Here is a 22459-nt window from a genome sequence, read left to right as displayed (position 1 = left end):
ACTTCCTTATACCCTGCGTTGCCACTTGCCATTAACAGTAGGTGGGGCAACCCTTGTAGGCTGATGGAAAATTGTATCCTTTCCCAACTATCCTTTAGCGTTTTCAACTATATTTAGCGTTTATAGCTATTTTGGTGAGTGAAATTTTTTTATGACAGACTTACCAAAATCAAGCATGAGATAAGCCAAACCACGCTTTGTCAATCTGCCAATTTTAACATATAATACCCTGTTATCAATTTTTTACCTTTTGCACTTTTTATAGAATACCGAGAGTTACATGACCGACAACACTGACAATCAATCAATCGACTATAAAGACACCCTAAACCTTGCCGATACCGTATTTCCCATGCGTGGCGACCTTGCCAAACGCGAACCTAAATGGCTAGAACAATGGTTTGCCGACGATGTGTATGCCCAAATTCGTAGCGCTCGCCAAGGTCGTGAAAAGTATGTATTGCATGACGGCCCTCCTTATGCCAACGGTCAAATTCACTTGGGTCACGTGGTGAATAAAGTGCTTAAAGACATGATTGTCAAATACAAGACGCTTGACGGTTATGACGCGCCGTATGTACCGGGTTGGGATTGTCATGGGCTGCCGATTGAGCAAAAGGTAGAAGGCATTGTCGGTAAAGTGGGTCAACCCCATAAAGACAAAAGTAAAAACGGCGCCATCGTGACGTCAACCGAGTTTCGCGGCGCTTGCCGTGACTATGCCAAAAGCCAAATTGACCTGCAAATGGTCGACTTTAAACGCTTGGGCGTATTGGGTGACTGGGAAAATCCTTATCTGACCATGAACTTCAAGCAAGAAGCTGATACCGTCCGCGCATTGGCAGAAATCTACAAAAAAGGGCATATTACTCGCGGTATGAAGCCGGTGAATTGGTGCTTGGATTGTGGTTCGGCACTCGCGGAAGCGGAAGTGGAATATGAAGATAAAAAATCCGATGCGATTTATGTCGGTTTTGATATCGTCAACCGTGAAGCATTAGCGGCGACTAAAGCGATTGATGGCGCTTTACAGGCGGTGATTTGGACTACCACGCCTTGGACGTTGCCTGCCAATCAGGCGATTACCGCAAGCTCTGAGCTAGAGTACTCCGTGGTAAAAGTCACGTTTAACAAACAAGCGTTTGCTATTCCTACCACCCTAGACACGCCTAATTATTTACTTCGCCGTTTAACCAAAGACGATAAAACCGCTTTACAGGCAAGTGCATCTGACCCTTTGATTTGGGAATCGTTACCGGAAAAACGCCACGAACCTGCCGTATTTGAGCCGTATTTCAAAAAAGCCGTTGAGCAAAAAGCCTTTGCGATTGTCGATAAAAAAACCAATAACATTATCGGCACAACCCGTTTTTATGATGATAATGTTGCAGAAAATTCGATTGCCATTGGCTATACCTTTTTGACCCGTAATTATTGGGGTTCAGGGGCAAATGCCGAAATTAAATCGGTTATGCTAAGTCACGCCCAACCGCAGCGAGAAACGATTTGGTTTCATGTTGCCCCCGATAATCAGCGTTCGGCTAAAGCGTTAGAAAAAATTGGCGCAACTTATCAAAAAACCGCTGACAACGGTTTGGGCGAGCGCTTGTTTTATCAAATGGCAGGCGAAAAACCACAGGCAAAAATCAGCCATTTAATTGTCGCTTACAATTTAGTTGCGCATTTAATGAGTGTGTTTAACGCCAAAGAATACAATGTGTTGGCGACCGTGAAAGGCGATGCATTAACTGTACTTAAAGCCCAGCACCCACTGATTGCCGAGCGTCAAGTGCCGATTATCACAGGCGACCACGTGACGGCAGATAGCGGTACGGGTTTGGTACACACTGCGCCCGCGCACGGCGTCGATGACTATATGGTCGGGCAAAAATTTCACTTGCCTACCGAAAACCCAGTCGCAGGTAATGGCGTGTATTTGCCTGAAGCCAAAGTTTTTGTCGGCGAGCATATTTATAAAGCGCAACCAAAAATTATCGAAACGCTCAAAACCAGTGGCCATTTGCTCAAGCATGACGTGATTACTCACAGCTATCCGCATTGCTGGCGACACAAAACGCCGATTATTTTCCGTTCAACGCCACAATGGTTTATCAACATGGAAAGCCAAGGTCTGCGTGAGCAGGCGTTGACCGATATTCCAAAGGTGGTATGGACGCCAAATTGGGGACAAAATCGCATCGAATCGATGATGCATGGTCGCCCAGATTGGTGTATCAGCCGCCAACGTACTTGGGGCGTGCCGATTGCCTTTTTTATCCATAAAGACACGGGCAATTTGCACCCAAATACGGCTGAGCTGATGGAAAAAGTCGCGCAAGTGATTGAGCAAGGTGGTGTGGAAGCATGGTTTGATGCCGCGGCTGAAGACTTTATTGGGGATGATGCTAAAGCGTATCAAAAATCGACCGATACGCTAGACGTGTGGTTTGACTCAGGGTCAACCAATTTTGCCGTGCTCGCCAATCGTCCCGACTTAGCCAATCCTGCGGATTTATACCTTGAAGGCTCTGACCAACATCGGGGTTGGTTCCAGTCGTCGCTTTTGGTGAGTGAAGCGATTTATGGTCGTCCACCGTACAAGCAAGTGTTGACGCACGGGTTTACCGTAGATGCCAAAGGCTATAAATTATCAAAATCCAAAGGCAATACCAAAGGTTTTGAGCCGCAAGAACTTGCCAATAAATATGGTATTGATATCGTGCGTCTATGGGTCGGTTCAAGTGACTACCGTTACGAGATGGCGGTATCGACTGAAGGCTTTGCGCGCACCACTGATATGTATCGCCGTATTCGTAACACCATTCGTTTTTTACTGGCGAATACAGACGACTTTGACCCAGCCACCGACATGGTGGATGCTAGCAATATGGTCAGCCTTGACAAGTATATTTTAAAACGCGCTGAGGCGGTGCAAGCTGATATTCGCCAATCTTATACCAACATGGATTTTCACCAAGTGTGTCAAGCGGTGGTGGGGTTTTGTTCACAAGATTTGGGCGGTTTTTATTTAGACATCATTAAAGACCGTCAATACACCACCAAAGCCAATGGTGAAGCGCGCCGCTCAGCACAAACTGCAATTTATCATATTGCCCATGCGTTACTGCGCTGGATTGCACCGATTTTGTCGTTTACCGCACAAGAAGCGTGGGAAATCTTAAAAGGTCCCCATACAAGCAATGGCAATGGCTACATCTTTACCGAAGAATGGTATGAATTCCCGCCAGTGGTATTGGATGACGTGAGCGAATCGGATTGGCAAGCGATTTTGAATGTCAAAGAAACTGTTAACAAAGCCTACGAAATTGCGCGCACTGACAAAGTGATTAATGCCAATTTATCGGCTAATGTCACTGTGTATGCACCAGATACTACCATGGCTTCACTCAATCGATTAGGCGATGAACTCAAATTTGTGTTGATTTCAAGCCAAGCCAATGTAGCGGCATTAACCAACCAACCAAGCGATGTGACCTATACCGATGAAGCCACTGATTCGAATAACCAAGTTGCGGTAGTGGTCAAGCCTGCCACGGGTGAAAAATGTATCCGCTGTTGGCACATTCGCGAGGATATCGGCATCAATCCTGCCCATCCAGAAATCTGTGGTCGCTGCGTAGAGAATGTCGAAGGTCAAGGCGAGGTGCGTCATTATGCCTAATACACAGGCAACGACTGCTGCCACTCATCCATCCACTACCCTACCCATCAACGGCAATAAAGCCATGATGTGGTATGGTATTGCGGTTTTAGCAATAATTGTCGACCAACTCACCAAGTTGTACTTTGAGCACAACTACCAGCTGTACCAAACCACGGCGATTATTGAGCCGATTTTTAACTTTACCCTTGCCCACAACCATGGCGCGGCGTTTAGTTTTTTGGCAGATAAAGGCGGCTGGCAAAAATGGCTGTTTAGCGGACTGGCACTGGCTGTTTCCCTTGGCATCATGGCGTATCTACGCAAAATACCCCAACAAGCCAAATTATTGGCGTTGGGCTTGTCATTGGTGATGGCGGGCGCTTTGGGCAATTTGATTGATCGGGTACGTTTGGGCTATGTGATTGACTTCTTGCATGTGCACTATGGCAATGCATGGCATTTCCCGATTTTTAATATAGCTGATGTGGCGATTAATATTGGCGTTGCGTTGATTTTAATCGATGCGTTTTTATTAGAATCCAAACGTAACACCCTTTAATTTTTAGATGGATGAACAACCGCATGAATCATGACATTATTACGCCAAATGAACAAACCCGCATCACTCAAGACTCAACCGTTGATTTGCATTTTGAGGTCAGCTTAGAAAATGGCACCGTCATCGACTCAACCTTTGAGCGTGGCGAACCTGTTCGCTTGGTGGTGGGTGATGGTAGCCTGCTTGAAGGGTTTGAGAAGGTACTCATCAACTTGACAGCGGGTGACACGCGCACCGCCTCGCTGTCGCCTGACGAAGCGTTTGGTCAATGGAACCCTGATAACGTACAGACTTTTAGTCACGCCCAGTTTGCCGTGACGGGCAATCTGCCTGAAGTCGGCACCATGATGGAATTTGAAGATAAAGGCAAAACCACGCTCGTGGGTGTGGTCAATGACGTCAATGAAGATGCCATTAAAGTGGATTTTAACCATCCATTGGCAGGTCAAAATATACTGTTTAAAGTGCAGATTTTTAGAGTGACGCCAAAAGATAGTAAAGGTATCACACTAAGCTGATATTCAACTGGCATTAAGCTAAATGGAAGCTTTTAATAAAAAACCGCTGATTAACTCTCAGCGGTTTTTTATTGTCTATCAATTAACTGTTTGGGTATCATCGTCTGCCGCATCACCTTCTTTTGCGTCTGATTGTTCTGCCAGTCTTGCACGCTGCTCAAAACGTTCGCCCGTCGCTTTAATACCCCACACCAATTCCACAAAAGCGCGGTTATTGATGAGCGGCTCATCTTCAATAATCAAGAAATAGCCCGTTTTGTTGATCCATAAAAACACAATACTGGTATTGGGCATCAACATATCAATACTGGTAAAAAATGACACCCCATAGCCATGTACCGCCCAACCGCGCTGCTGTTGGCGCTCTAAAAAGCCATAAAAATCGGCGGCGGCTACCGACAGCGTCTCTGCTTCTTGCTGGGTAAAGCCCATTTTTGCTAGACAAAAGCCTTGATCTGATGCAATTACGACACGGCGACTACCCGATAGGCTCGCTGCTACATATTTTAAGAAATTATCTAGCTGCACGTGCGGAGCGACCACCCGCTTTTCAATGGTTTCAATCCAACCTTCTTCAATAAACATATCTAGCCAAGTGTCACTATAACGCTCACCCCATTCCCGTGCCGTCATACTTTGTTCAGGGGCGAGCACCGCTTGTAAGGCTAGTTGCTGCTCTGAGGGATTGGCGCTTGAAAAACTATGCAATACCCCGGCAGGCGTTAAAATTACATAGGTGTCGTTTTGTTCTGGCATGGTGTTTTCCTTAAATTTTGATAGACGGCGAAGGTAATGTTGTATGATAGCGTTGGTGAATGCAAAAGCTCATTCATCGATTCGGTTAAGGTTAAGCAGCTTGCTTGGCAAAATATTCTTTGGTCTCAAGCCATTTGTCATTAAAATCCCATTTGTTTTTTGACATTTCCCACCAAACCATACTAAATGCCAATCGGTCATGACAAACAACACAATGGTTAAAGAACTCTTCCTCGATTTCGGCAATTTGCTCAGCTTGGTCTTCTGGATCGTCTTCTTCTTCCATGATATCTAATAGCGAAGCAATCGTCATTTGTGCCACTACTTTTGAGTCATCAGTGGACACACGTAGTTGGTGTTGATAAGTGTTCATTGAAGGCGATACCAATACGCTCCAGCGCGTGGCAAGATTGCTGACGCTAAACACATACTCACCATGATTGACGCATTGATCAAACCCTTGTAGCAGTGTTGGCGTTAGTTTTTCTCTGACTTGGTTGAGGATACGGTCACCAAAATAGGGCACGTCAAACCAACAACCATAAAACATATCGGCTAATGCACCTTGCAACGGCTCTTTTTCATCAAGCTCCATCGCTGCCATGATGCGGCTGGTATGGATATCCATATTCATCGGTTGGTCAATCACTTGGCGACTATAGAGACGAAAATTAAGCCAATGTTTTTGAAATTTTCTACGATTACGATTCGACAATGAATACATGCTGATTCCTCAAAAAATTAGCCTAATTATATAAAAAGTTATGTGACAAGGGTGAGGTATTAATGACTATTGCTGTGAAAAAATGCCGCATTTATCCCCTACTATACTATTAAACCCGATGGCAATCAAAACGCTTCAGCATAAAAAAAGCGCAACTTCATCTAAACATGAATTGCGCTGTTGGGCAAGAAGACAAGCTTGACCGATTAATCCAATAAGGTATCCATCAAATCAATCATAAACTCGCCGTCTTCTTGGGTCATCGGCTCAAAACCGTCGCTCATCCCCAGTTCTTGTAATACTTGTTCGCCCTCTGCGGTGTCTTTTAAGCTTAATAAGGCATCGATAAATGGCTCACTGTCGGCAAAACTCTCTTTAACCAGCAACACATGGCTGATATCGCTCAAATCACTTTCAATCAATACCTGCATCTGCGATAAAGTCAAGCGTGACAAACTATCATAAACTTCAGATAAAAAGAATGCCGCATCAGCTTCGCCTTTAATCAAATTACGCGCAGCGGCTTGGTAAGTCTCGGTAACTTTCCAAGTAATGTCAGCTTCTAACAAATCCACGGCTTCAAGCAGACGAAGCCCAATCAATTTGACATCACGGTTATCTGCCATGGCAATGGTGCAGCCTACTTTTAAATCATCAAGTGCTACAATGCCGCTATCGGCTTTTGCAGCAATCACCATTTCATCAGATTTGCCCAGTGGACGAGCCACGGCGCGATAACCCTGCTCCCGAATCATTGTCGCTGCGTCAAAGGGATTGGCATAGATAATATCCACGTTTTGCGCTTGGATTAAGTCGTTTTGTTCATGCGCAGACGCGGGTGTCAGTAAGTGAATGTGAATGCCGGATTTTTTTTGTAGCAGTGTATTGAGCATATGCCACCCTGCAAAACGCTCAGGCGCGAAGTCAGGCGCAATGAGTAAATTAATTGTCATTAGGCTTGCTCCTCTAGCATTTTGCGATACAGTGCTTCAGCTTGTGCGATTTTGCTGCGTGATGGTTTGCGTCGTACTGACGTATAGCCAACCGTTTCGCCATGGCGGATATTGGGCACAGCTGTCGCATACACCCAGTAGTAGCTGCCATCTTTGCACAAGTTTTTGACATAGCCATGCCATTTTTTGCCTGTTTCGACTGTTTGCCACAAGTCTTTAAAGGCGGCTTTTGGCATTTGTGGATGTCGCAAAATATGATGCGGCGCGCCAATTAATTCATCACGGCTATAGCCACTGATATCCACGAAGGCGTCATTGGCGTGGGTGATAATGCCATCTAAATCCACGCGTGAAACGATAAGTTTGCCATCTGGGTAAGGTAGCTCGTTTTCGGTGGTATAAACGACACGACTTAAGCCATCTGAGTAAGTCAGACGATGCGCTGTGGCATCGCCCGCCGGTTTGTCCATATCGGGTAATTGTACAGATTTCATTACCTCTCCTTATAAATTTTTGATTGAGTCACGGTTGCTAATATTAGTGATTGGCTGAAAAGGGGAAACTTTTTAATGTTTATAAGTTTTAGATAAGTTTTGATAAGGCTTCAGCCGCACGCTTCATATCCAAGAACACCAGACCTAATTTGGCATTTGGTTTGGTCAAAATGGTCAATACCGCTTCTGTACCCGATGCCGACATAATCACATAGCCTTTTTCGCCTTGCACCATGACGCGCTCGATACTGCCACGCGCTAGTTCTCGACCTGCACGGTCACCGAGCGATAGTAGCGCGGCTGACATCGCACCGACACGGTCTTCATCAATGCCCGCTGGCAAGGCTGACGCAATCATCAAACCATCGGTTGAAATCAGCGCAGAGGCTTCTACGTCTGCTGAAGAGCTGTTTAGGTCATTTAAGATTTGTTGGAACATATCGGTACGCATATCAAGAACCTTTTTAGTAAACAAATTTAGAGGGGTAGTGAAAAAATTTACGGGGCAAAATAACCACAAGCTTGCGCTCATCCAATCGGTATTAAACTCATTCATCATTGTGGTGGGCAAAGTGTAAAAATAACGGTGCAACAATAATCGTATAAAATAGTCGTGCAAAAAAATAGATAAGAAACGTTGTCCAGTGACGGTTCGATTAAGCGTGGCTCATGGGTAATTGATGCAGGTTAACGGTTTAACCGCTGTAGCGAGTATTTAATCGCAAGTGATTGTCATATAACGTTTTGTTACGTACATAATAACAGATTTGGTGAAATTTTTACCTTTTATTACAATGCTATTTGACTGAAAAAATTTAGTGAGCGTCTGTGATATTCACATGATAAAAAAAAGCCAAGGTGATGGCAGCTTGGCTTTTCTACTTAATTATAGTCGTAACGATTAAGGCTGTTTAGGGTGAAGCACTTGCCCATGCAAGCGCGCCAGTCCATCCACCATGCGCTGCTGCAAGATGGCGGTAATTTCGTTTCGGGTTTTACCCGCAGGGTCAATGGCTGGTAACGGCAACACATAGGCTTTGGCAGGGCGGTTATCGAGTACACGTTTGACGCTATCTATCAACCCAATATCGCCATAATACGGAATGTTTTGGTCAAGTTCGCCATCTTGGTTGACATAGCAAATCACAATCGGTTGAATGAGCACTTGGCTGTCCATCGCAGACTGCAACAAGTTGCCATAAATACGTTTAATCGCTGTACCGTCTGTGGTGGTCGCTTCTGGGAAGAAAACCACGGGTGAGCCTTGTGATAAAAACTCACTCATCTGCTCACTGATTTTGCTGGTATCGCCCGAACCGCGCTGGATAAATAAAGTGTGGGCGGTGGTCGCCATCCAACCAATCACCGGCCAATGCGCGATTTCGGCTTTGGACAAAAAGAAGGTCGGTACAATACTACCCACCACAGGGATATCGAGCCAAGAGATATGGTTGCTCGCCCATAGCGCGTGATGTGTCGGTATTGGCTCAAGTGCAATCACCTCAATGCCTAACGATTTAAGCGATTTTTTACAGAATTTTTGAATCTGTTGGATGATTTGCTGATTATCGGGATTCGGTGTGCGGCTAATCTGCCACGCATAGCCAACCCCTGTTTGAATCGCAGCCATTAAGCTCACAACGCGCTTGCTACGTTGCCACTGGGTCGCCAAATTCTTTTTACTGTAGGTAGCAGGTTGTCGCAGTTGTTTTGCCGTTTCGCTTAGTAGGCTGCTGATCGTCAGCACAGATGGGGCGAGGTTAGAGTCAGATTTTTGCATAAGGTAAATATGTGAGTGAAAAATTGTGGATGTAGTATAGCAAATTATTGGGCACACGGCTTACTAGGTCTGTTTGAGTTTTAGCAATAACCCAATAGCAATCCGTAAGTATCAATCACTCAATAACAGTAACCAAACCCGGTTTATATTGGTCAAGATTAGCATCTTTGCCTTTATCAATAAACAAGTTAGTGCAAATAGTGCTGATAGCGCGGTTTGACCTGTTCAAACGGCAACCAAACAAACACATCGGCACAATCAAACTCAGGGTCATAACAAGCCATTGCGCCAAGACTACAGCCCATTTTGACATACATTTTCAATAGCGCTGGCAAAGCGAAATTTTGCGGATTTGCCAAGTCCACATCAGCCACTTGCGCCAAGTCGATAGCGGATAATTTGTCTTCTGGCAATTTACGGGTCACTTTGACATCTAACTTGGTACTATCAAGCTGATGATCTAACCAGTTTTGCACATTGCCCTCTTCCATCGGAACTGAGGCACAGCCCATAAACGCATTGACATTGTAAGCTTTGGCGACTGCCGCGATGGATTCCCACAAATGATTAATTGTGGTAATACCTCGGTAATCTGGGTGCACACAGGTGCGACCGATTTCTAGCACATTATACGGGTAATCATCGAGCAAGCGACCCAGTCTAAACTCATGCTCGCTATAAAACTGCCCAGCTTTTATCGCGCCGTTTTTATCCAATAATCGGGTGGTTGCCACCGCGAGTGGCTGCCCAAAGCTATCTTGCTTGGTTTCGTCATACACCACCACATGGGTGCAATAATTATCAAAATCATCCCGATCTAGCGGCCGCTCTGAGCTTGGATGAAATCCCGCAAAACTTACTGAAAACGCTTGGGTAAAGGTCAAAGTGCGTAGGCGCTGGGCATTGAGCAAATGCTGCTCGGTTTGTAGCGAAAACTTATCCTCGCTCACGTTAATAATCACTGACTTAAATAACGGGCGTTGGCGGGTACTTGGGCGGCTAATCGTTGGCTTGACCAGCGGGGCTAGGGTCTCTACCACTGGCATATCAGCAAAATTATGTGCCAGCAACTGCGCAACAAACTGGGTATTAAAAAGACTATCAACAGGATAAGTGGCGATATCTTCGTATAATTTGGCGCGGTTATTTTGTTCTACAACATTAGTTTCTACAAAATCAGTCATCTTACTGTTACCTATGGTGGTTTTTGCTATGGCATTGGCTAGCTGCTGAGCGAAAAATGCCTTTGCTTGTCACTGACTCATTGTCAAAGCTACAAAGCCGCCATCATCTGATTGGGTGGTCAGCCAGTCTGTATAAGGTCAGTATGCGTGACACCCGTGTCTTTTCAATGACGTTTTCATGGCAAAACCATGACCAAACCTGCGCCTTTACCCCCGTTTTAAGTTACTAATTGTAAATTTGACTAAAAGTTCTGCAAAAAAACCTTATATTGATATACATAATCCCTCTATCGTGTCTAGCGCTTTTTCTAACGCAGCTATCGACTATTTAAGCGAATGTTTAACTTAATAGACTTAGATAATATATTTAGATATAGACACATTTCTACACTCACAACGAAAGGATAAATCATTGGAGTATTTTGAGCGTTATGAAGGTGGTGAAAAAGCCATCTTGGTCCATTTAAATATTACCCATCTCAATGACCCAGACGATTTGGAAGAATTTGAATTGCTGGTGGATTCGGCTGGGGCGCAAAAACAAGCCTTGGTCACAGGTACGCGGTCTAAGCCTGACGCTAAATACTTTGTGGGTACGGGTAAAGCTGAAGAAATCGGGGAACTTGTCAAGCAATACGAGGCAGATATTGTCATTTTTAACCATAGTTTGACCCCATCGCAGGAGCGCAATATTGAGCGCTTGGTGCAGTGCCGTGTGCTTGATAGAACGGGTCTTATCTTGGATATTTTTGCCCAGCGTGCTCGAACGTATGAAGGTAAACTGCAAGTTGAGCTTGCCCAGCTTAATCACTTAGCGACTCGCTTGGTACGCGGCTGGACGCACTTGGAGCGCCAAAAAGGCGGTATTGGTCTGCGCGGCCCAGGTGAAACCCAGCTTGAAACCGATAGACGCTTGTTACAGGTGCGTGTCGGGCAGCTCAAAGCCAAGCTTGATAAGGTCAAACAAACCCGCGCACAAGGTCGTGCCAAACGCCAAAAATCATCAGTACCGACAATTTCACTGGTCGGTTATACCAATGCGGGTAAGTCTACCTTGTTTAATACCCTGACCCATGAAAACATCTATGCCGCCAATCAGCTATTTGCGACGCTTGACCCGACGCTACGGAGTGTGTCATGGTCGGGCGTGGGTAAGGTGGTACTTGTCGACACGGTCGGTTTTGTCCGCCATTTGCCGCATGAGCTAGTGGAAGCCTTCCATGCCACGCTAGAAGAAACCTTAGAGGCAGATTTGTTGCTGCATGTCATTGATAGTCACCGTGAAGACATGCATGAGCAAATCGCTGCAGTACAATCTGTGTTAGCGGAAATTGATAATCAAGTGCCTGTGCTAAATGTGTTTAATAAAATTGATCTCACAGGTGAGCCGCCGCATATCGGTTATAGTGATAAAGCCAAGCCCAATCGGGTGTATGTCTCTGCCCATGAGCAATTAGGAATTGAGCAACTCACCCTTGCCGTGCAGCAACTATTGGTGGGTCAATTACAGCGGTTTGAATTAATCTTACCCGCCAATTTTGGACAATTGCAACACGAACTGCATAAGTTAGAAGTGATTGAAGACCTCAGCTACGATGAAACAGGTCAAACTAAACTGACTGCCATGATGTCGGTGGACAAGCTTAAGCAGTTGTTGGGTGAATTTGGTATCGCACCTGAGGAAGTGTTGTCGCAAGAACAAGCCAAACTGCTTGCGCCAGTGCTTGAGCCATTTGAACAATTGCTACAGCAGCAACCATTGGATACTGCCGACGAGACATAACTTGTTAGCCATTTAACAATATAACAATAGTAGACCTGTATCAAAATTTAAGTTGGTGCAGGTTTTTTTTGGCTGAATAAATGACCATACCACGCGATAAACTGCGCTTATTGACCATAAGTTGATTAAATCTTAAAAATATATTCGTCAATTTGTCATTCTTTTGTCATGTCGCCCGTTGCGCTATCAGATTTTTTTCAGTTATTTTGGGGGTTATTTCATTTTATTTTTTATCAATATCAAACATTTAGGTTATTTTCCCCAATTTATGTGGATAACCATGTGGATAACTTATGACTTGACAACAATAAACCGCATATCGCTATAGGTTATCTCTAAATTGGTCATTTTTTAACCAATTATTTTATTTATATAAATCATAGAGTTATAGTTTTTTGCAAAGTGCAAGCAAAAAATTTTACTTTTTTTTTAAGATTTAAGGCTTGAAAATTTGATAGTTTTTATGGCTAAAAATTTTGAGCCCTTGTTTTTCTAATCCTTCGTATCCAACCCAAAAGGTCTACAAGTTTTTTGGCAATTTATTCCCTTATTTCCCCTTATCTGATTTTTTGTAAACTTTAACCAGTTTTTGACAGATTTATGGTATATTTCATGCCAATTGTTTTATAATATTGTTATCAAATGTCATTGAAACATAACGAATTTTATCTTTTTATGTCGGTTTAAAGCATTACGCTAACTTCAAATTTTATAGTCATGTGCTTTACCGTGACGTATTGTCAAAAATTTTACATAGGTATATTTATGGTATTGTTTGCAAAGAAAACTCGCCTACCCTATTTGCTATCGGCTTCCCTATTGTCATTGGGTGGTTTGGCAAGTATGGATGCAGCGAACGCTGGCAATATGTATGTGTTTAAAGATAGCAACGGTCAGGTACTGTTGACCAATGTAGTCAGCAACAACCGCCCTGCAGGAAATAATTTCCAAAACTTTACTAAAAAAGTCAAAGTGACTTATTACGCGGATACCAATGTGCATAGTTATAGCAATTGGGGCGCCAATGAAGCTGCAGTAGCTGCCAGTGCACGTGGCAACAAAAATAGCTACGATAGTATGATTGTGGCTTCTGCGCTGCGTCATGGTGTCGACCCTGCATTGATGAAAGCGATGATGCATACTGAATCAGGTTTTAATCCCAACGCGCGCTCACCTGTTGGGGCACAGGGGTTAATGCAATTAATGCCTGCGACGGCTAGGCGGTTTGGTGTGTATAACGCTTGGAACCCTGCCGAGAACATCGAAGGCGCGGCAAAGTATTTGAAATTTTTACAAAACCGTTTTGGTAATGTTCAGCATGTGATAGCGAGCTATAATGCCGGTGAAGGCAATGTCAGTAAATACGGCGGTATTCCCCCATTTCGTGAAACCCGTGACTACGTACAACGTGTATTAAGCCGCTACAACAACTTATATCGCAATGACCCCAATCTGCGCTCTAGTACTAGCAGCAATGGCTTTCAAAATGTTAGCTACAATTCCGCTAACTCTTATACTATCGTCCGCTAGCAAGCGTGTCTATCACCGCAAAGCCAGTTTAATACTGGCTTTTTTTATGTTACAAATTTATGCCACTTTTCCCTTTAATTTGTTGCATTAAACGCTATTATATTAAATATCATAGTCAACTTATTGTTGATAAGTATATTTAATCGTTTGATTGTCTTTAGGAAACCGTCATGTTACGAATTGGCTTATTTCTTTTAACTAACCTAGCGGTGATGGTGGTGTTTGGTATCGTCATGAACGTCATCGCGCCAATGCTAGGGTTCAATTTGGGTGGCACAGGCACCACTAGCCTGCTGGTGATGTGTTTCATCTACGGTATGATAGGGTCTTTTGTATCGCTGTTGATGTCAAAATGGCTCGCCAAACGCTCTACAGGTACGCAAGTTATTGAACAGCCTGCTACCCAGTTGGAAGTTTGGCTGGTCGAAACGGTTCGCCGTTTGGCGCAAAACGTCAATATTGATATGCCAGAAGTGGGTATCTTTGATAATCCATCACCCAATGCCTTTGCGACAGGTTGGAATAAAAACAAAGCTTTGGTTGCGGTATCGACTGGGCTACTACAATCGATGAACCAAGAAGAAGTCGAAGCGGTACTTGCCCATGAAATTGGTCACGTTGCCAATGGTGATATGGTGACCTTAGCGCTTGTTCAAGGTGTGGTTAACAGCTTTGTGATGTTCTTTGCGCGTATTGTGGGTTTATTTGTAGATCAGGCGGTCTTTAAAAACGAGAGCAATTCACCTGGCATGGGCTATTACATTACCAGTATGGTATTAGATATTGTGTTTGGTATTGCTGCACAAGCGGTGGTCATGTGGTTCTCTCGTTACCGTGAATACCGTGCGGATGAAGCAGGCGCGCGTTTGGCAGGTAAATACAACATGATTGCTGCCTTAGAAGCGTTAAAACCTGCCAGCCAGCATCCTGACTATATGCCACAAGGCATGAAAGCCTTTGCGATTAATGAAGGTAAAGGAGGGTTTAGTTTTGCCCAGTTATTTGCCAGCCATCCCTCCCTTGATGACCGTATTACCCATTTACAAAAATTGGCTAACTAAACATTTGAGTATTTGAGCACTAAAAAACCCAATCGTTTGATTGGGTTTTTTAGTGCTGATCTTGTATCAAAAAATTAACTGACTAAGTCAATTATTTGGTTAGATTCGCCGCATCCATGGCATCTTTATGCAGACGGGTATTTAATTCATCGATAATTTCAATCCAACCTGCATCTGCATGATATTCTTCTTTTAAAAATTTGCGTTGGTTATCAGTCCAAACGGTCGCATCACTAAGCTTTACTGACTGTGGCAGTTGGTTATTTTGGATAAAAGCTTCAATGGATGCATCATCGCTGTCCATGCCCATTTGCTCAAACAACATATTAATGTTTCTTTCGCCATCTATCATCATTGTGGTTCTCCTAGTACTCTAAAAAGTATCAATGGTTATTGTAATGTCATTATTGTTTAGCACTCATTTTATTCAAAATTATCAAAAAAGTGCCATGGGTTATTCTTACCGTTAGACCATTGTAGCCAAAATTGAGTAAAAAAAATGTGATTTGATTGTATAGTGTGGTTATTTCATGTAAAAAAACCAGCCTAATGAGACTGGTTTTTTTGTGAAGTTAAAAGATTGTAACCTAATTAGTTAGGTAATAAATGGCTTACTGCATCACGCTCTTCAGCCAATTCAGTTTCAGTGGCTTTCATTTTTTCTTGTGAGAAAGCCGATGAAACGTCTAGCCCTTCAACAATTTTCCAGTCGCCATTTTGGCAAGTACATGGGAATGAATAGATAAGACCTTTTTGGATGCCATATTCACCGTTTGAGTAAACACCCATAGATACCCAATCATTCTCGTCGGTGCCTAGTGCCCATGAACGAATGTGCGCAATGGCAGCGTTTGCCGCAGATGCCGCTGATGAGGCACCACGTGCTTTAATGATGGCAGCACCACGTTGTTGTACGTTAGGGATATAAGTACCTTCGTACCAGTCACGTTGTACTTGCTCTAGGGCAGGTTGAGCTTTTACCGTAGTGAAAGTCAAATCTGGGTACTGGGTTGAAGAGTGGTTACCCCAAATGATCATTTTTTTGATGTCATTCACAGTAGTTTCAGTTTCTTCAGCCAATTGCGCCATACCACGGTTGTGGTCAAGACGTGTCATCGCTGTAAAGTTACGTGGGTCTAGGTCTGGGGCATTGCGCTGTGCGATTAAGGCGTTGGTGTTGGCTGGGTTACCCACAACCAATACTTTGACATTACGGCTAGCGTTGTCGTTCAAGGCTTTACCTTGTGCAGAGAAGATGGCGGCGTTGGCTTCGAGCAAATCTTTACGCTCCATGCCTGGGCCACGAGGACGGGCACCTACCAGTAGGGCATAGTCCGCATCTTTGAACGCAACGTTAGCGTCGTCAGTTTGTACGACGCCCGCTAGCAATGGGAATGCACAATCTTCAAGTTCCATTACCATACCTTTTAAAGCTTCTAAGGCTGGTGTGATTTCTAATAATTGTAAAATGACAGGTTGGTCTTTACCTAACATATCACCCGATGCGATACGAAATAATAATGAATAACTGATTTGACCAGCAGCACCAGTCACCGCAACACGAACAGGCTGTTTCATTGAAAGCTCCTATTATGATAAGTACAAGATCCTTTGCAAAAGCAAGGCAGTGAAAAAAGCAGAAAAAGTTGTCTAAAAAAGCTTGCCTAGTTTATCACTTGTCACCATCAAAGACCATAAATTTATGGGGTCAATTGTCGGGTGAGCTTGACAATTATGGGTTAAAGTAAGGCAAAGAACAAAATAAAAAACGCTTAAAACTAGGCAAAAATTGATACCGCCATCCCTCAATAATTACCATCAATCAAAAATTGACTAGGACAGGCGTAAGAGCGGGTGGCACATTGGGCAAACCGTCCGTTATTGTCATAGCACACGTTAATATAGGTCAATACAGATTGACCTGCACTATTTTTTTGACAGAAAAAATTAAACGAGTTTGGCTTCATGCCAGGGTTTAAAGATAATAATTGGTGGCTCAAGCCACTGGACGTGAATCGATAACTGCGACCGCTACTGAGTTCTTTTGGAAGTTTTAATTGACTGGCAAGTGAGGTAATGGTGCGAAAATAATTAGGGGTACTTAGACCACTGCAGCGACCATACTGCTGCCAAATATTTTTGCGAATATTACCGTCTGGAATGACTTTTGAGGTGATCTTTTCTTGCAGTGGCGACATGCTGTAGCGGCTATTACTACAAGACTGGTTCGCCACCCGATAAAAATTCACCGTCATCGGATTGCCTTCGATACATTGGCGAAGATTACCCATGTATGGGTTGAGCTTGCAGACAGCAGGGGATAATTCCACCCCTAAAACACTGTCGGCATGGGCAGCTGGGGTTGCTATAGTACCCATCACCGCCAAGCAGCCAAGTAGTAAGTAGCCAAGTGACAAATAGCCGCTAAACTTTGCCCTTTTTTGATGACTTGAGTTGATAACTAAACTAGCTAAATTTGCCGCCGCCTTATCATCTTTAAACTGTAATGGAAACTGTAACAATGCCCATTTCACGGCGTGTGATGCCGCGTGCAAGTTGGTAAAATCGAGTAACGTTTTTAGACAAGATGACAGCATAACAATTAAACCAAATAGTTGGTGATTAAAAACAAGCAGGTTGTTTTAACGTTTACAGTGAGCTTTTAAAATAGAAGTGACAGCAGGGGTTGTTGACCTATCAATTTTTTGCTTGAAAAAACTTAATTTTTTCCCATTGCAACTAACCTTGATGAGTCATGTCAATTTTTTGAAATCATACTGATTAGGTCAGAATTTGTAAACCCTGTATATACTAAAAAACAACAGTAATTTATTGACTATTATCAATCAATTAGCTGTTGTTTTAGCGGATTTAGCAGGTTTATTTAATTCAGATTAATTTAATATTTAGCAGCAATAGTACCCATACGCTGAGTAATCGGTTGGTTGCTGCCGCCAAGCAGCACATCATAATTGGTCGCATTTTCCATCACGGCTTTGACATAATTGCGCGTTTCTGAATAAGGAATGGTCTCAACATACTGATCGGCCGCTAGGCTACCGTTCTCAGGTTGCCAAGTTTTGGCCTTACCTGGCCCTGCATTGTAGCCCGCGGTGGCTAATACAGGTTGACCGCCCAATTTATTTAAAATATCGCCCATATAATACGTACCATAGCGGATATTGGTATCACCCCCTGCGACGCGAGATGGTTCATACGGTTCGCCCAATTTACGTGCGATATAGCGCGCGGTGTCTGGCATGATTTGCATCAACCCCCCCGCCCCAACACCCGAACGCGCGCCGATATTAAAACGGCTTTCTTGACGCATGATGCCATACGCCCAGGCAGGATCGATTCCCGCTTGGCGGCTGTATTGCACGACACTAGACTGATGGGGCATTGGGAATGCCAGTGCCGAATTTGGAATCGTTTTGGTAGACTCCAACGCGTAGATAGCACGGTCATACCATCCCATGTCCGATGCGGTTTGCGCCGCTGCCAAAATCATCGTCTCATCACCACGGTCTCGTGCTTTTTTTACCGCCCAGTTCCATTCACGGTTGGTATAGCTGGGATTGGCGGCAAGTTTATAGAGGGTAAATGCGCGATTAAAGAAACTATCGTTTGCGAGGCGTGAGTAATCACTATTACTCACCGGTGGATTGGTCGGTAAGCGGTCAAAACGCTGCCCCAGTTGGTCTTTGGAGAGCAGTCCATAATAGTCATTGGTTTGCGCCAATTGACTAAATAGCTGATTGGCTTGTTGACGCTGCTGGTTAGTGCCGCCCAATTTGTAGGCTTTGGCAAGCCAATATTGCCATATCGGTTGCTGCTGATTTTTATAGTCCATTGCGCCAATGGCTTGTGCCAAATCTGACCATCGGCTATAGCGTATCGCTGCTTGGGCATAGTTTTCGGCTTCTTCATTATTAAATGGTACGCCCAGACTTTTTTGCATCCAATCAACCGCGTCACTACTAAACCCTTGATCGGTATTGACGCCCATCCTTGCCACACCCAAGGTACGGTAGGCATATTGACGAGTTTTGGCATCAAAAAACTGCGGGTTTCGCCCCACATCATAGTTGAGCTGCATCGCCGCTTCACTGACAGATTTTTTGGCAAGTTGCCCTAAGCCATATAAATATAAATACCGATTGCTGGCGGTCGCTGGCATACTTCCGATTTGTGAGAAAAACGCATTGGGACTGCTACTGATGCTCATGAGCTGATTGTAGCTCATCTGCACGCCCAATCGGCTGGCAAGCTGCACGATGTCACCATTGTTGCCCGTGCGTAGCATACGGTACAGTCGCTGCTCACGGTCATCATTGCTAACCATGCGATTGCCATTGAGCTCTGTCGCCAACTGTTGGCAAAGCTGCGGCAGTTTTTTATCCGTGTTGAGCCAAACATTACCTTTTTCGGTATAAGCGCGCATGCTATCGCCACCATGATTGAAGCCTAACGCAATGGCACAAGCTTCACTGGCATCAGGATTGGTTACATAGCTCGCCACTTGTCTAACCGCATCATAATCACCCATCCGCGCTTTGGTTTCCGCATAATCCGCTGCCAATTTTTCTGCCATCGCTGTTTGTGGATAACGGTTGGCAAAACTCACAATCGCTGATGCAGGCTCGGCGTCTAAGTCTTTATTAAGCTGCCAATATTCTGGATACATGGCTAGACTGCCACCCGCCATCATTTGCTGATAGTTGCCCATTTGCGATAAGTTGCCACGGCTAGCTTCACGTTCGGCTTGGTTAAAATAACTATCCGCCGTGCTAGGCGTCCCTACAGAATAGCTACTTGCACAAGCAGACTCTGCAAAAACAGCAATCACACCGCATGAAATCATCGAAAGCTTGAGATTTTTCATAATATATTGGTAAGACCTTTAATAAGAAATAAGATAAATAGGCAAAAAATGACAAAAGTAATGTAAAAATTGGTTAACCTTGCTGAAGCGATTATAACGATTGTCGACTAAAAAAAATTTACCCAAATCTCAACTAATTGTATAAAAATGTTGCAGCGTATTTTATATAACCAATAGTTTTCCAATTTTAAACTTAATTAACTATAAATTATATATTATTTGGCTTATGATAAGCTTATTATTAGCTAACTAAATGCGATAAGCCATGACCCATACCCAACACGCCCTAAATATTCAACAATACCAAGACAAATCCCACAACTACCTCAATAGCGCTGTCCATGCGCAAGGCGCTGAGTTCGACAAAATAAAGCAGTTGATTGAGACGCACAAGCTTGCGCATATATTGGATTTGGGCTGTGGCGGTGGGCACGTCAGTTATCAGGTGGCTCCTGTTGCCACATCAGTGATTGCTTATGACATTACCCCTACGATGACCGAAGTTGTCGCCAGCCAAGCCAAAGCACGCGGCTTAACCAATATCACCACACAAATCGGTACAGCAGAAAAATTACCCTTTGCCGACCAGCAATTTGATGCCATTATCACGCGCTATTCTGCGCACCATTGGCAAAATGTACCACAAGCGCTATTTGAGATGCATCGCGCCCTAGCTGACGGTGGCAAAGTGGTGATTGTCGATGTGTTGGGCAATAGCAACCCCGTGCTCAATAATTTTTTACAGACCATTGAAACCATCCGCGATCCCAGTCATGTCAAAGATTATAGTCTTGCCGAGTGGTTGTATTTTGCAGAAATCACCGGCTTTAGCGTGACGACTGTCGAGATGCAAAAACTGACGTTAAATTTTGACAGTTGGGTCGCCCGTATGCATACCCCTGATACCAGCATACAAGTGATACGAGGCTTACAAAAAAATTGTGCCGCGCCTGTTAGACAATATTTTGAGATAGATGAGGCTGGCAATTTTAGCACCGATGTCATTTATTTAGTGCTGTCAAAATAATCACTACCGCATCTTGCCAAAAAAATCTGTTATAATTGAGGGTTTATTTTAGGCGAAACATTTAGGTGTAGTCATGACAGTTACTACTTTTGACCCAAAAGCACAGATTTCCAAAACTCAAAATTTGGTAACGCCAACGCTAGCGGCGAGTGTTGAACCCACCATGCTACCAGCGGATACTCGTGTCAAACGCGTGTTTATCGAGACCCAAGGCTGTCAGATGAATGTGTATGACTCTGAAAAAATGGCAGATGTGCTAGGCGACTCCCATGGCATGGTGCTAACGGACAATCCTGAAGAAGCCGATGTGCTGCTCATGAATACCTGCTCGATTCGTGAAAAAGCGCAAGAAAAAGTATTTTCTGAACTCGGACGCTGGAAAAAGCTTAAAGAGAAAAACCCGAATTTGGTCATCGGTGTGGGTGGCTGCGTGGCGTCACAAGAAGGTGATAAAATCCAAAGCCGTGCCCCGCATGTCGATATGGTGTTTGGACCGCAAACCCTGCATCGCCTGCCAGAACTGTATGACCAATCCACCAAACAGCTGGATGTCAAACCCAAAAACCGTATCGGCGTCGTCGATGTGTCTTTCCCAAGTATCGAAAAATTTGACTTTTTACCCGAGTCCAAAGTGGAAGGGTTTAAGGCGTTTGTATCCATCATGGAAGGCTGCTCAAAATACTGCTCATTTTGCGTGGTGCCTTACACCCGAGGCGAAGAAATCTCGCGCCCACTCGATGATGTACTTGCCGAGATTGACAGCCTTGCTAGCCAAGGGGTACGTGAAGTAACGCTATTGGGGCAAAACGTCAATGGCTACCGCGGTGAAAAACACGATGGCACAATTTGCCGTTTTAGTGAGTTATTGCATTATGTGGCGCACGTTGACGGCATTGAGCGTATTCGCTATACCACCAGCCATCCACTGGAATTTAGCGATGATATCATTGAAGCGTATGCCAAAATACCAAAACTGGTATCCCACCTGCACCTACCCGTGCAAAGTGGCTCCAACGCTATCCTAGCTGCCATGAAGCGTAACCACACCATTGATATCTACATTGAGCAAATCCGCAAACTGCGCGCGGTGCGCCCTGATATGTATTTATCAAGCGATTTTATTATCGGGTTTCCCAATGAAACCGACCAAGATTTCCAAGATACGCTCAATCTTGCCAAAGATTTGGATTTTGACCATTCGTATAGCTTTATTTACTCCAAGCGTCCAGGTACGCCTGCGTCAGACTTGCCCGACAATATCGATATAGCAACCAAAAAAGCCCGTTTGGCTGAGTTTCAAAAGGTGATTGTCGATTCGACTTGGGCAAAAACCCAAGGCATGGTGGGTCAAACCGTGCGTGTGCTGGTGGAGCAACATGGCGACCGCAATCCTGAATTTTTGATGGGAACGGCAGATAATACGCGAACGGTATTGTTCAAAGGCGATGACACGTTGATTGGTAAACTGGTGATGGTAAAAGTCACGCGAGCCATGAGTCCGCATTTGGTGGAAGGTGAGTTGGTGGAGGTTTTAGGTTAAG

Annotated in this window: 20 protein-coding genes; 9 read left to right on the top strand and 11 right to left on the bottom strand. The window is 44.2% G+C overall.

Features of this window, described 5'->3' with window-relative positions; translation table 11 throughout:
* Positions 1-280: 280 nt before the first annotated feature.
* The 3 genes from ileS to fkpB are packed head-to-tail and all read left to right on the top strand — an operon-like array spanning position 281 to position 4741.
* Positions 281-3682, top strand: a complete 3402-nt coding sequence (gene ileS, locus RNZ41_RS02765; RefSeq protein ID WP_314027521.1) for an isoleucine--tRNA ligase, N-acetyltransferase domain-containing — start codon at positions 281-283, stop codon at positions 3680-3682.
* Complete coding sequence (lspA, locus tag RNZ41_RS02760; RefSeq protein WP_096489257.1) at positions 3675-4223, top strand: signal peptidase II; 549 nt, start codon at positions 3675-3677, stop codon at positions 4221-4223. The genes ileS and lspA overlap by 8 nt, the downstream gene beginning before the upstream one ends.
* Positions 4224-4246: 23 nt before the next feature.
* The gene (fkpB, locus tag RNZ41_RS02755) at positions 4247-4741 is read left to right on the top strand and encodes an FKBP-type peptidyl-prolyl cis-trans isomerase (RefSeq protein ID WP_138018600.1); all 495 of its coding nucleotides are present in this window, start codon (positions 4247-4249) and stop codon (positions 4739-4741) included.
* A 78-nt stretch (positions 4742-4819) separates the two neighbouring features.
* On the opposite strand, the gene RNZ41_RS02750 is transcribed toward fkpB, so the two are convergent.
* The 7 genes from RNZ41_RS02750 to RNZ41_RS02720 form a co-directional block, all read right to left on the bottom strand.
* A complete protein-coding gene (locus RNZ41_RS02750) occupies positions 4820-5497 on the bottom strand; it encodes a hypothetical protein (RefSeq protein ID WP_314027520.1) in 678 nt (225 codons plus the stop codon).
* 91 nt (positions 5498-5588) lie between these two features.
* On the bottom strand, positions 5589-6221 hold the full coding sequence (locus tag RNZ41_RS02745) for a hypothetical protein (RefSeq protein WP_314027519.1): 633 nt from the start codon (positions 6219-6221) through the stop codon (positions 5589-5591).
* 206 nt (positions 6222-6427) lie between these two features.
* Complete coding sequence (locus RNZ41_RS02740) at positions 6428-7174, bottom strand: phosphate/phosphite/phosphonate ABC transporter substrate-binding protein (RefSeq protein ID WP_314027518.1); 747 nt, start codon at positions 7172-7174, stop codon at positions 6428-6430.
* A complete protein-coding gene (locus RNZ41_RS02735; RefSeq protein ID WP_050324728.1) occupies positions 7174-7668 on the bottom strand; it encodes a PAS domain-containing protein in 495 nt (164 codons plus the stop codon). The genes RNZ41_RS02740 and RNZ41_RS02735 overlap by 1 nt, the downstream gene beginning before the upstream one ends.
* A gap of 88 nt (positions 7669-7756) precedes the next feature.
* On the bottom strand, positions 7757-8119 hold the full coding sequence (locus RNZ41_RS02730) for a roadblock/LC7 domain-containing protein (RefSeq protein ID WP_007117205.1): 363 nt from the start codon (positions 8117-8119) through the stop codon (positions 7757-7759).
* Positions 8120-8569: 450 nt separating this feature from the next.
* Entirely contained in the window at positions 8570-9448 is an 879-nt protein-coding gene (locus RNZ41_RS02725; RefSeq protein ID WP_314027517.1) for a lysophospholipid acyltransferase family protein, read from the bottom strand.
* 188 nt (positions 9449-9636) lie between these two features.
* Positions 9637-10632, bottom strand: coding sequence for a GNAT family N-acetyltransferase (locus tag RNZ41_RS02720; RefSeq protein WP_314027516.1), 996 nt, complete (start codon positions 10630-10632; stop codon positions 9637-9639).
* Positions 10633-10655: 23 nt separating this feature from the next.
* Between RNZ41_RS02720 and RNZ41_RS02715 the strand changes: the two genes are divergently transcribed.
* From RNZ41_RS02715 to htpX, 4 genes are all read left to right on the top strand, one after another.
* Entirely contained in the window at positions 10656-10862 is a 207-nt protein-coding gene (locus tag RNZ41_RS02715; RefSeq protein ID WP_138018593.1) for a hypothetical protein, read from the top strand.
* Positions 10863-11044: 182 nt separating this feature from the next.
* Entirely contained in the window at positions 11045-12415 is a 1371-nt protein-coding gene (gene hflX, locus RNZ41_RS02710) for a ribosome rescue GTPase HflX (RefSeq protein ID WP_314027515.1), read from the top strand.
* A gap of 765 nt (positions 12416-13180) precedes the next feature.
* Complete coding sequence (locus tag RNZ41_RS02705; protein ID WP_050324724.1) at positions 13181-13945, top strand: lytic transglycosylase domain-containing protein; 765 nt, start codon at positions 13181-13183, stop codon at positions 13943-13945.
* Between the two features lie 170 nt (positions 13946-14115).
* Positions 14116-15006 (top strand): protease HtpX, encoded by an 891-nt coding sequence (gene htpX, locus RNZ41_RS02700; protein WP_314027514.1) that lies wholly within the window; start codon positions 14116-14118, stop codon positions 15004-15006.
* 91 nt (positions 15007-15097) lie between these two features.
* Here the strand turns inward: htpX and RNZ41_RS02695 are convergent, their stop codons facing one another.
* The 4 genes from RNZ41_RS02695 to RNZ41_RS02680 form a co-directional block, all read right to left on the bottom strand.
* Positions 15098-15361 (bottom strand): DUF2789 family protein, encoded by a 264-nt coding sequence (locus RNZ41_RS02695; protein ID WP_099808403.1) that lies wholly within the window; start codon positions 15359-15361, stop codon positions 15098-15100.
* 236 nt (positions 15362-15597) lie between these two features.
* On the bottom strand, positions 15598-16584 hold the full coding sequence (locus tag RNZ41_RS02690; RefSeq protein ID WP_314027513.1) for a malate dehydrogenase: 987 nt from the start codon (positions 16582-16584) through the stop codon (positions 15598-15600).
* A 227-nt stretch (positions 16585-16811) separates the two neighbouring features.
* Entirely contained in the window at positions 16812-17603 is a 792-nt protein-coding gene (locus RNZ41_RS02685) for a T2 family ribonuclease (RefSeq protein WP_314027512.1), read from the bottom strand.
* A gap of 302 nt (positions 17604-17905) precedes the next feature.
* Entirely contained in the window at positions 17906-19891 is a 1986-nt protein-coding gene (locus RNZ41_RS02680; RefSeq protein ID WP_314027511.1) for a lytic transglycosylase domain-containing protein, read from the bottom strand.
* A gap of 265 nt (positions 19892-20156) precedes the next feature.
* Here RNZ41_RS02680 and RNZ41_RS02675 point away from each other — a divergent pair, with 265 nt between their 5' ends.
* Positions 20157-20918 (top strand): class I SAM-dependent methyltransferase, encoded by a 762-nt coding sequence (locus RNZ41_RS02675; protein WP_314027510.1) that lies wholly within the window; start codon positions 20157-20159, stop codon positions 20916-20918.
* 73 nt (positions 20919-20991) lie between these two features.
* Entirely contained in the window at positions 20992-22458 is a 1467-nt protein-coding gene (gene miaB, locus RNZ41_RS02670; RefSeq protein WP_312115554.1) for a tRNA (N6-isopentenyl adenosine(37)-C2)-methylthiotransferase MiaB, read from the top strand.
* Position 22459 lies beyond the last annotated feature (1 nt).

It is taken from the genome of Moraxella sp. DOX410 (genome assembly GCF_032248735.1).
GTDB classification, from domain to species: domain Bacteria; phylum Pseudomonadota; class Gammaproteobacteria; order Pseudomonadales; family Moraxellaceae; genus Faucicola; species Faucicola tetraodonis.
The sequence above is the reverse complement of the archived record's forward strand: the minus strand, read 5'-3'. Positions and strand labels throughout refer to the sequence as shown.

Bases quoted from the DNA above. Each gene is read 5' to 3' on its own strand.
- ileS (WP_314027521.1), top strand. From the start codon at position 281: ATGACCGACAACACTGACAATCAATCAATCGACTATAAAGACACCCTA.
- lspA (WP_096489257.1), top strand. From the start codon at position 3,675: ATGCCTAATACACAGGCAACGACTGCTGCCACTCATCCATCCACTACC.
- fkpB (WP_138018600.1), top strand. From the start codon at position 4,247: ATGAATCATGACATTATTACGCCAAATGAACAAACCCGCATCACTCAA.
- RNZ41_RS02750 (WP_314027520.1), bottom strand. From the start codon at position 5,497: ATGCCAGAACAAAACGACACCTATGTAATTTTAACGCCTGCCGGGGTA.
- RNZ41_RS02745 (WP_314027519.1), bottom strand. From the start codon at position 6,221: ATGTATTCATTGTCGAATCGTAATCGTAGAAAATTTCAAAAACATTGG.
- RNZ41_RS02740 (WP_314027518.1), bottom strand. From the start codon at position 7,174: ATGACAATTAATTTACTCATTGCGCCTGACTTCGCGCCTGAGCGTTTT.
- RNZ41_RS02735 (WP_050324728.1), bottom strand. From the start codon at position 7,668: ATGAAATCTGTACAATTACCCGATATGGACAAACCGGCGGGCGATGCC.
- RNZ41_RS02730 (WP_007117205.1), bottom strand. From the start codon at position 8,119: ATGCGTACCGATATGTTCCAACAAATCTTAAATGACCTAAACAGCTCT.
- RNZ41_RS02725 (WP_314027517.1), bottom strand. From the start codon at position 9,448: ATGCAAAAATCTGACTCTAACCTCGCCCCATCTGTGCTGACGATCAGC.
- RNZ41_RS02720 (WP_314027516.1), bottom strand. From the start codon at position 10,632: ATGACTGATTTTGTAGAAACTAATGTTGTAGAACAAAATAACCGCGCC.
- RNZ41_RS02705 (WP_050324724.1), top strand. From the start codon at position 13,181: ATGGTATTGTTTGCAAAGAAAACTCGCCTACCCTATTTGCTATCGGCT.
- htpX (WP_314027514.1), top strand. From the start codon at position 14,116: ATGTTACGAATTGGCTTATTTCTTTTAACTAACCTAGCGGTGATGGTG.
- RNZ41_RS02695 (WP_099808403.1), bottom strand. From the start codon at position 15,361: ATGATGATAGATGGCGAAAGAAACATTAATATGTTGTTTGAGCAAATG.
- RNZ41_RS02690 (WP_314027513.1), bottom strand. From the start codon at position 16,584: ATGAAACAGCCTGTTCGTGTTGCGGTGACTGGTGCTGCTGGTCAAATC.
- RNZ41_RS02685 (WP_314027512.1), bottom strand. From the start codon at position 17,603: ATGCTGTCATCTTGTCTAAAAACGTTACTCGATTTTACCAACTTGCAC.
- RNZ41_RS02680 (WP_314027511.1), bottom strand. From the start codon at position 19,891: ATGAAAAATCTCAAGCTTTCGATGATTTCATGCGGTGTGATTGCTGTT.
- RNZ41_RS02675 (WP_314027510.1), top strand. From the start codon at position 20,157: ATGACCCATACCCAACACGCCCTAAATATTCAACAATACCAAGACAAA.
- miaB (WP_312115554.1), top strand. From the start codon at position 20,992: ATGACAGTTACTACTTTTGACCCAAAAGCACAGATTTCCAAAACTCAA.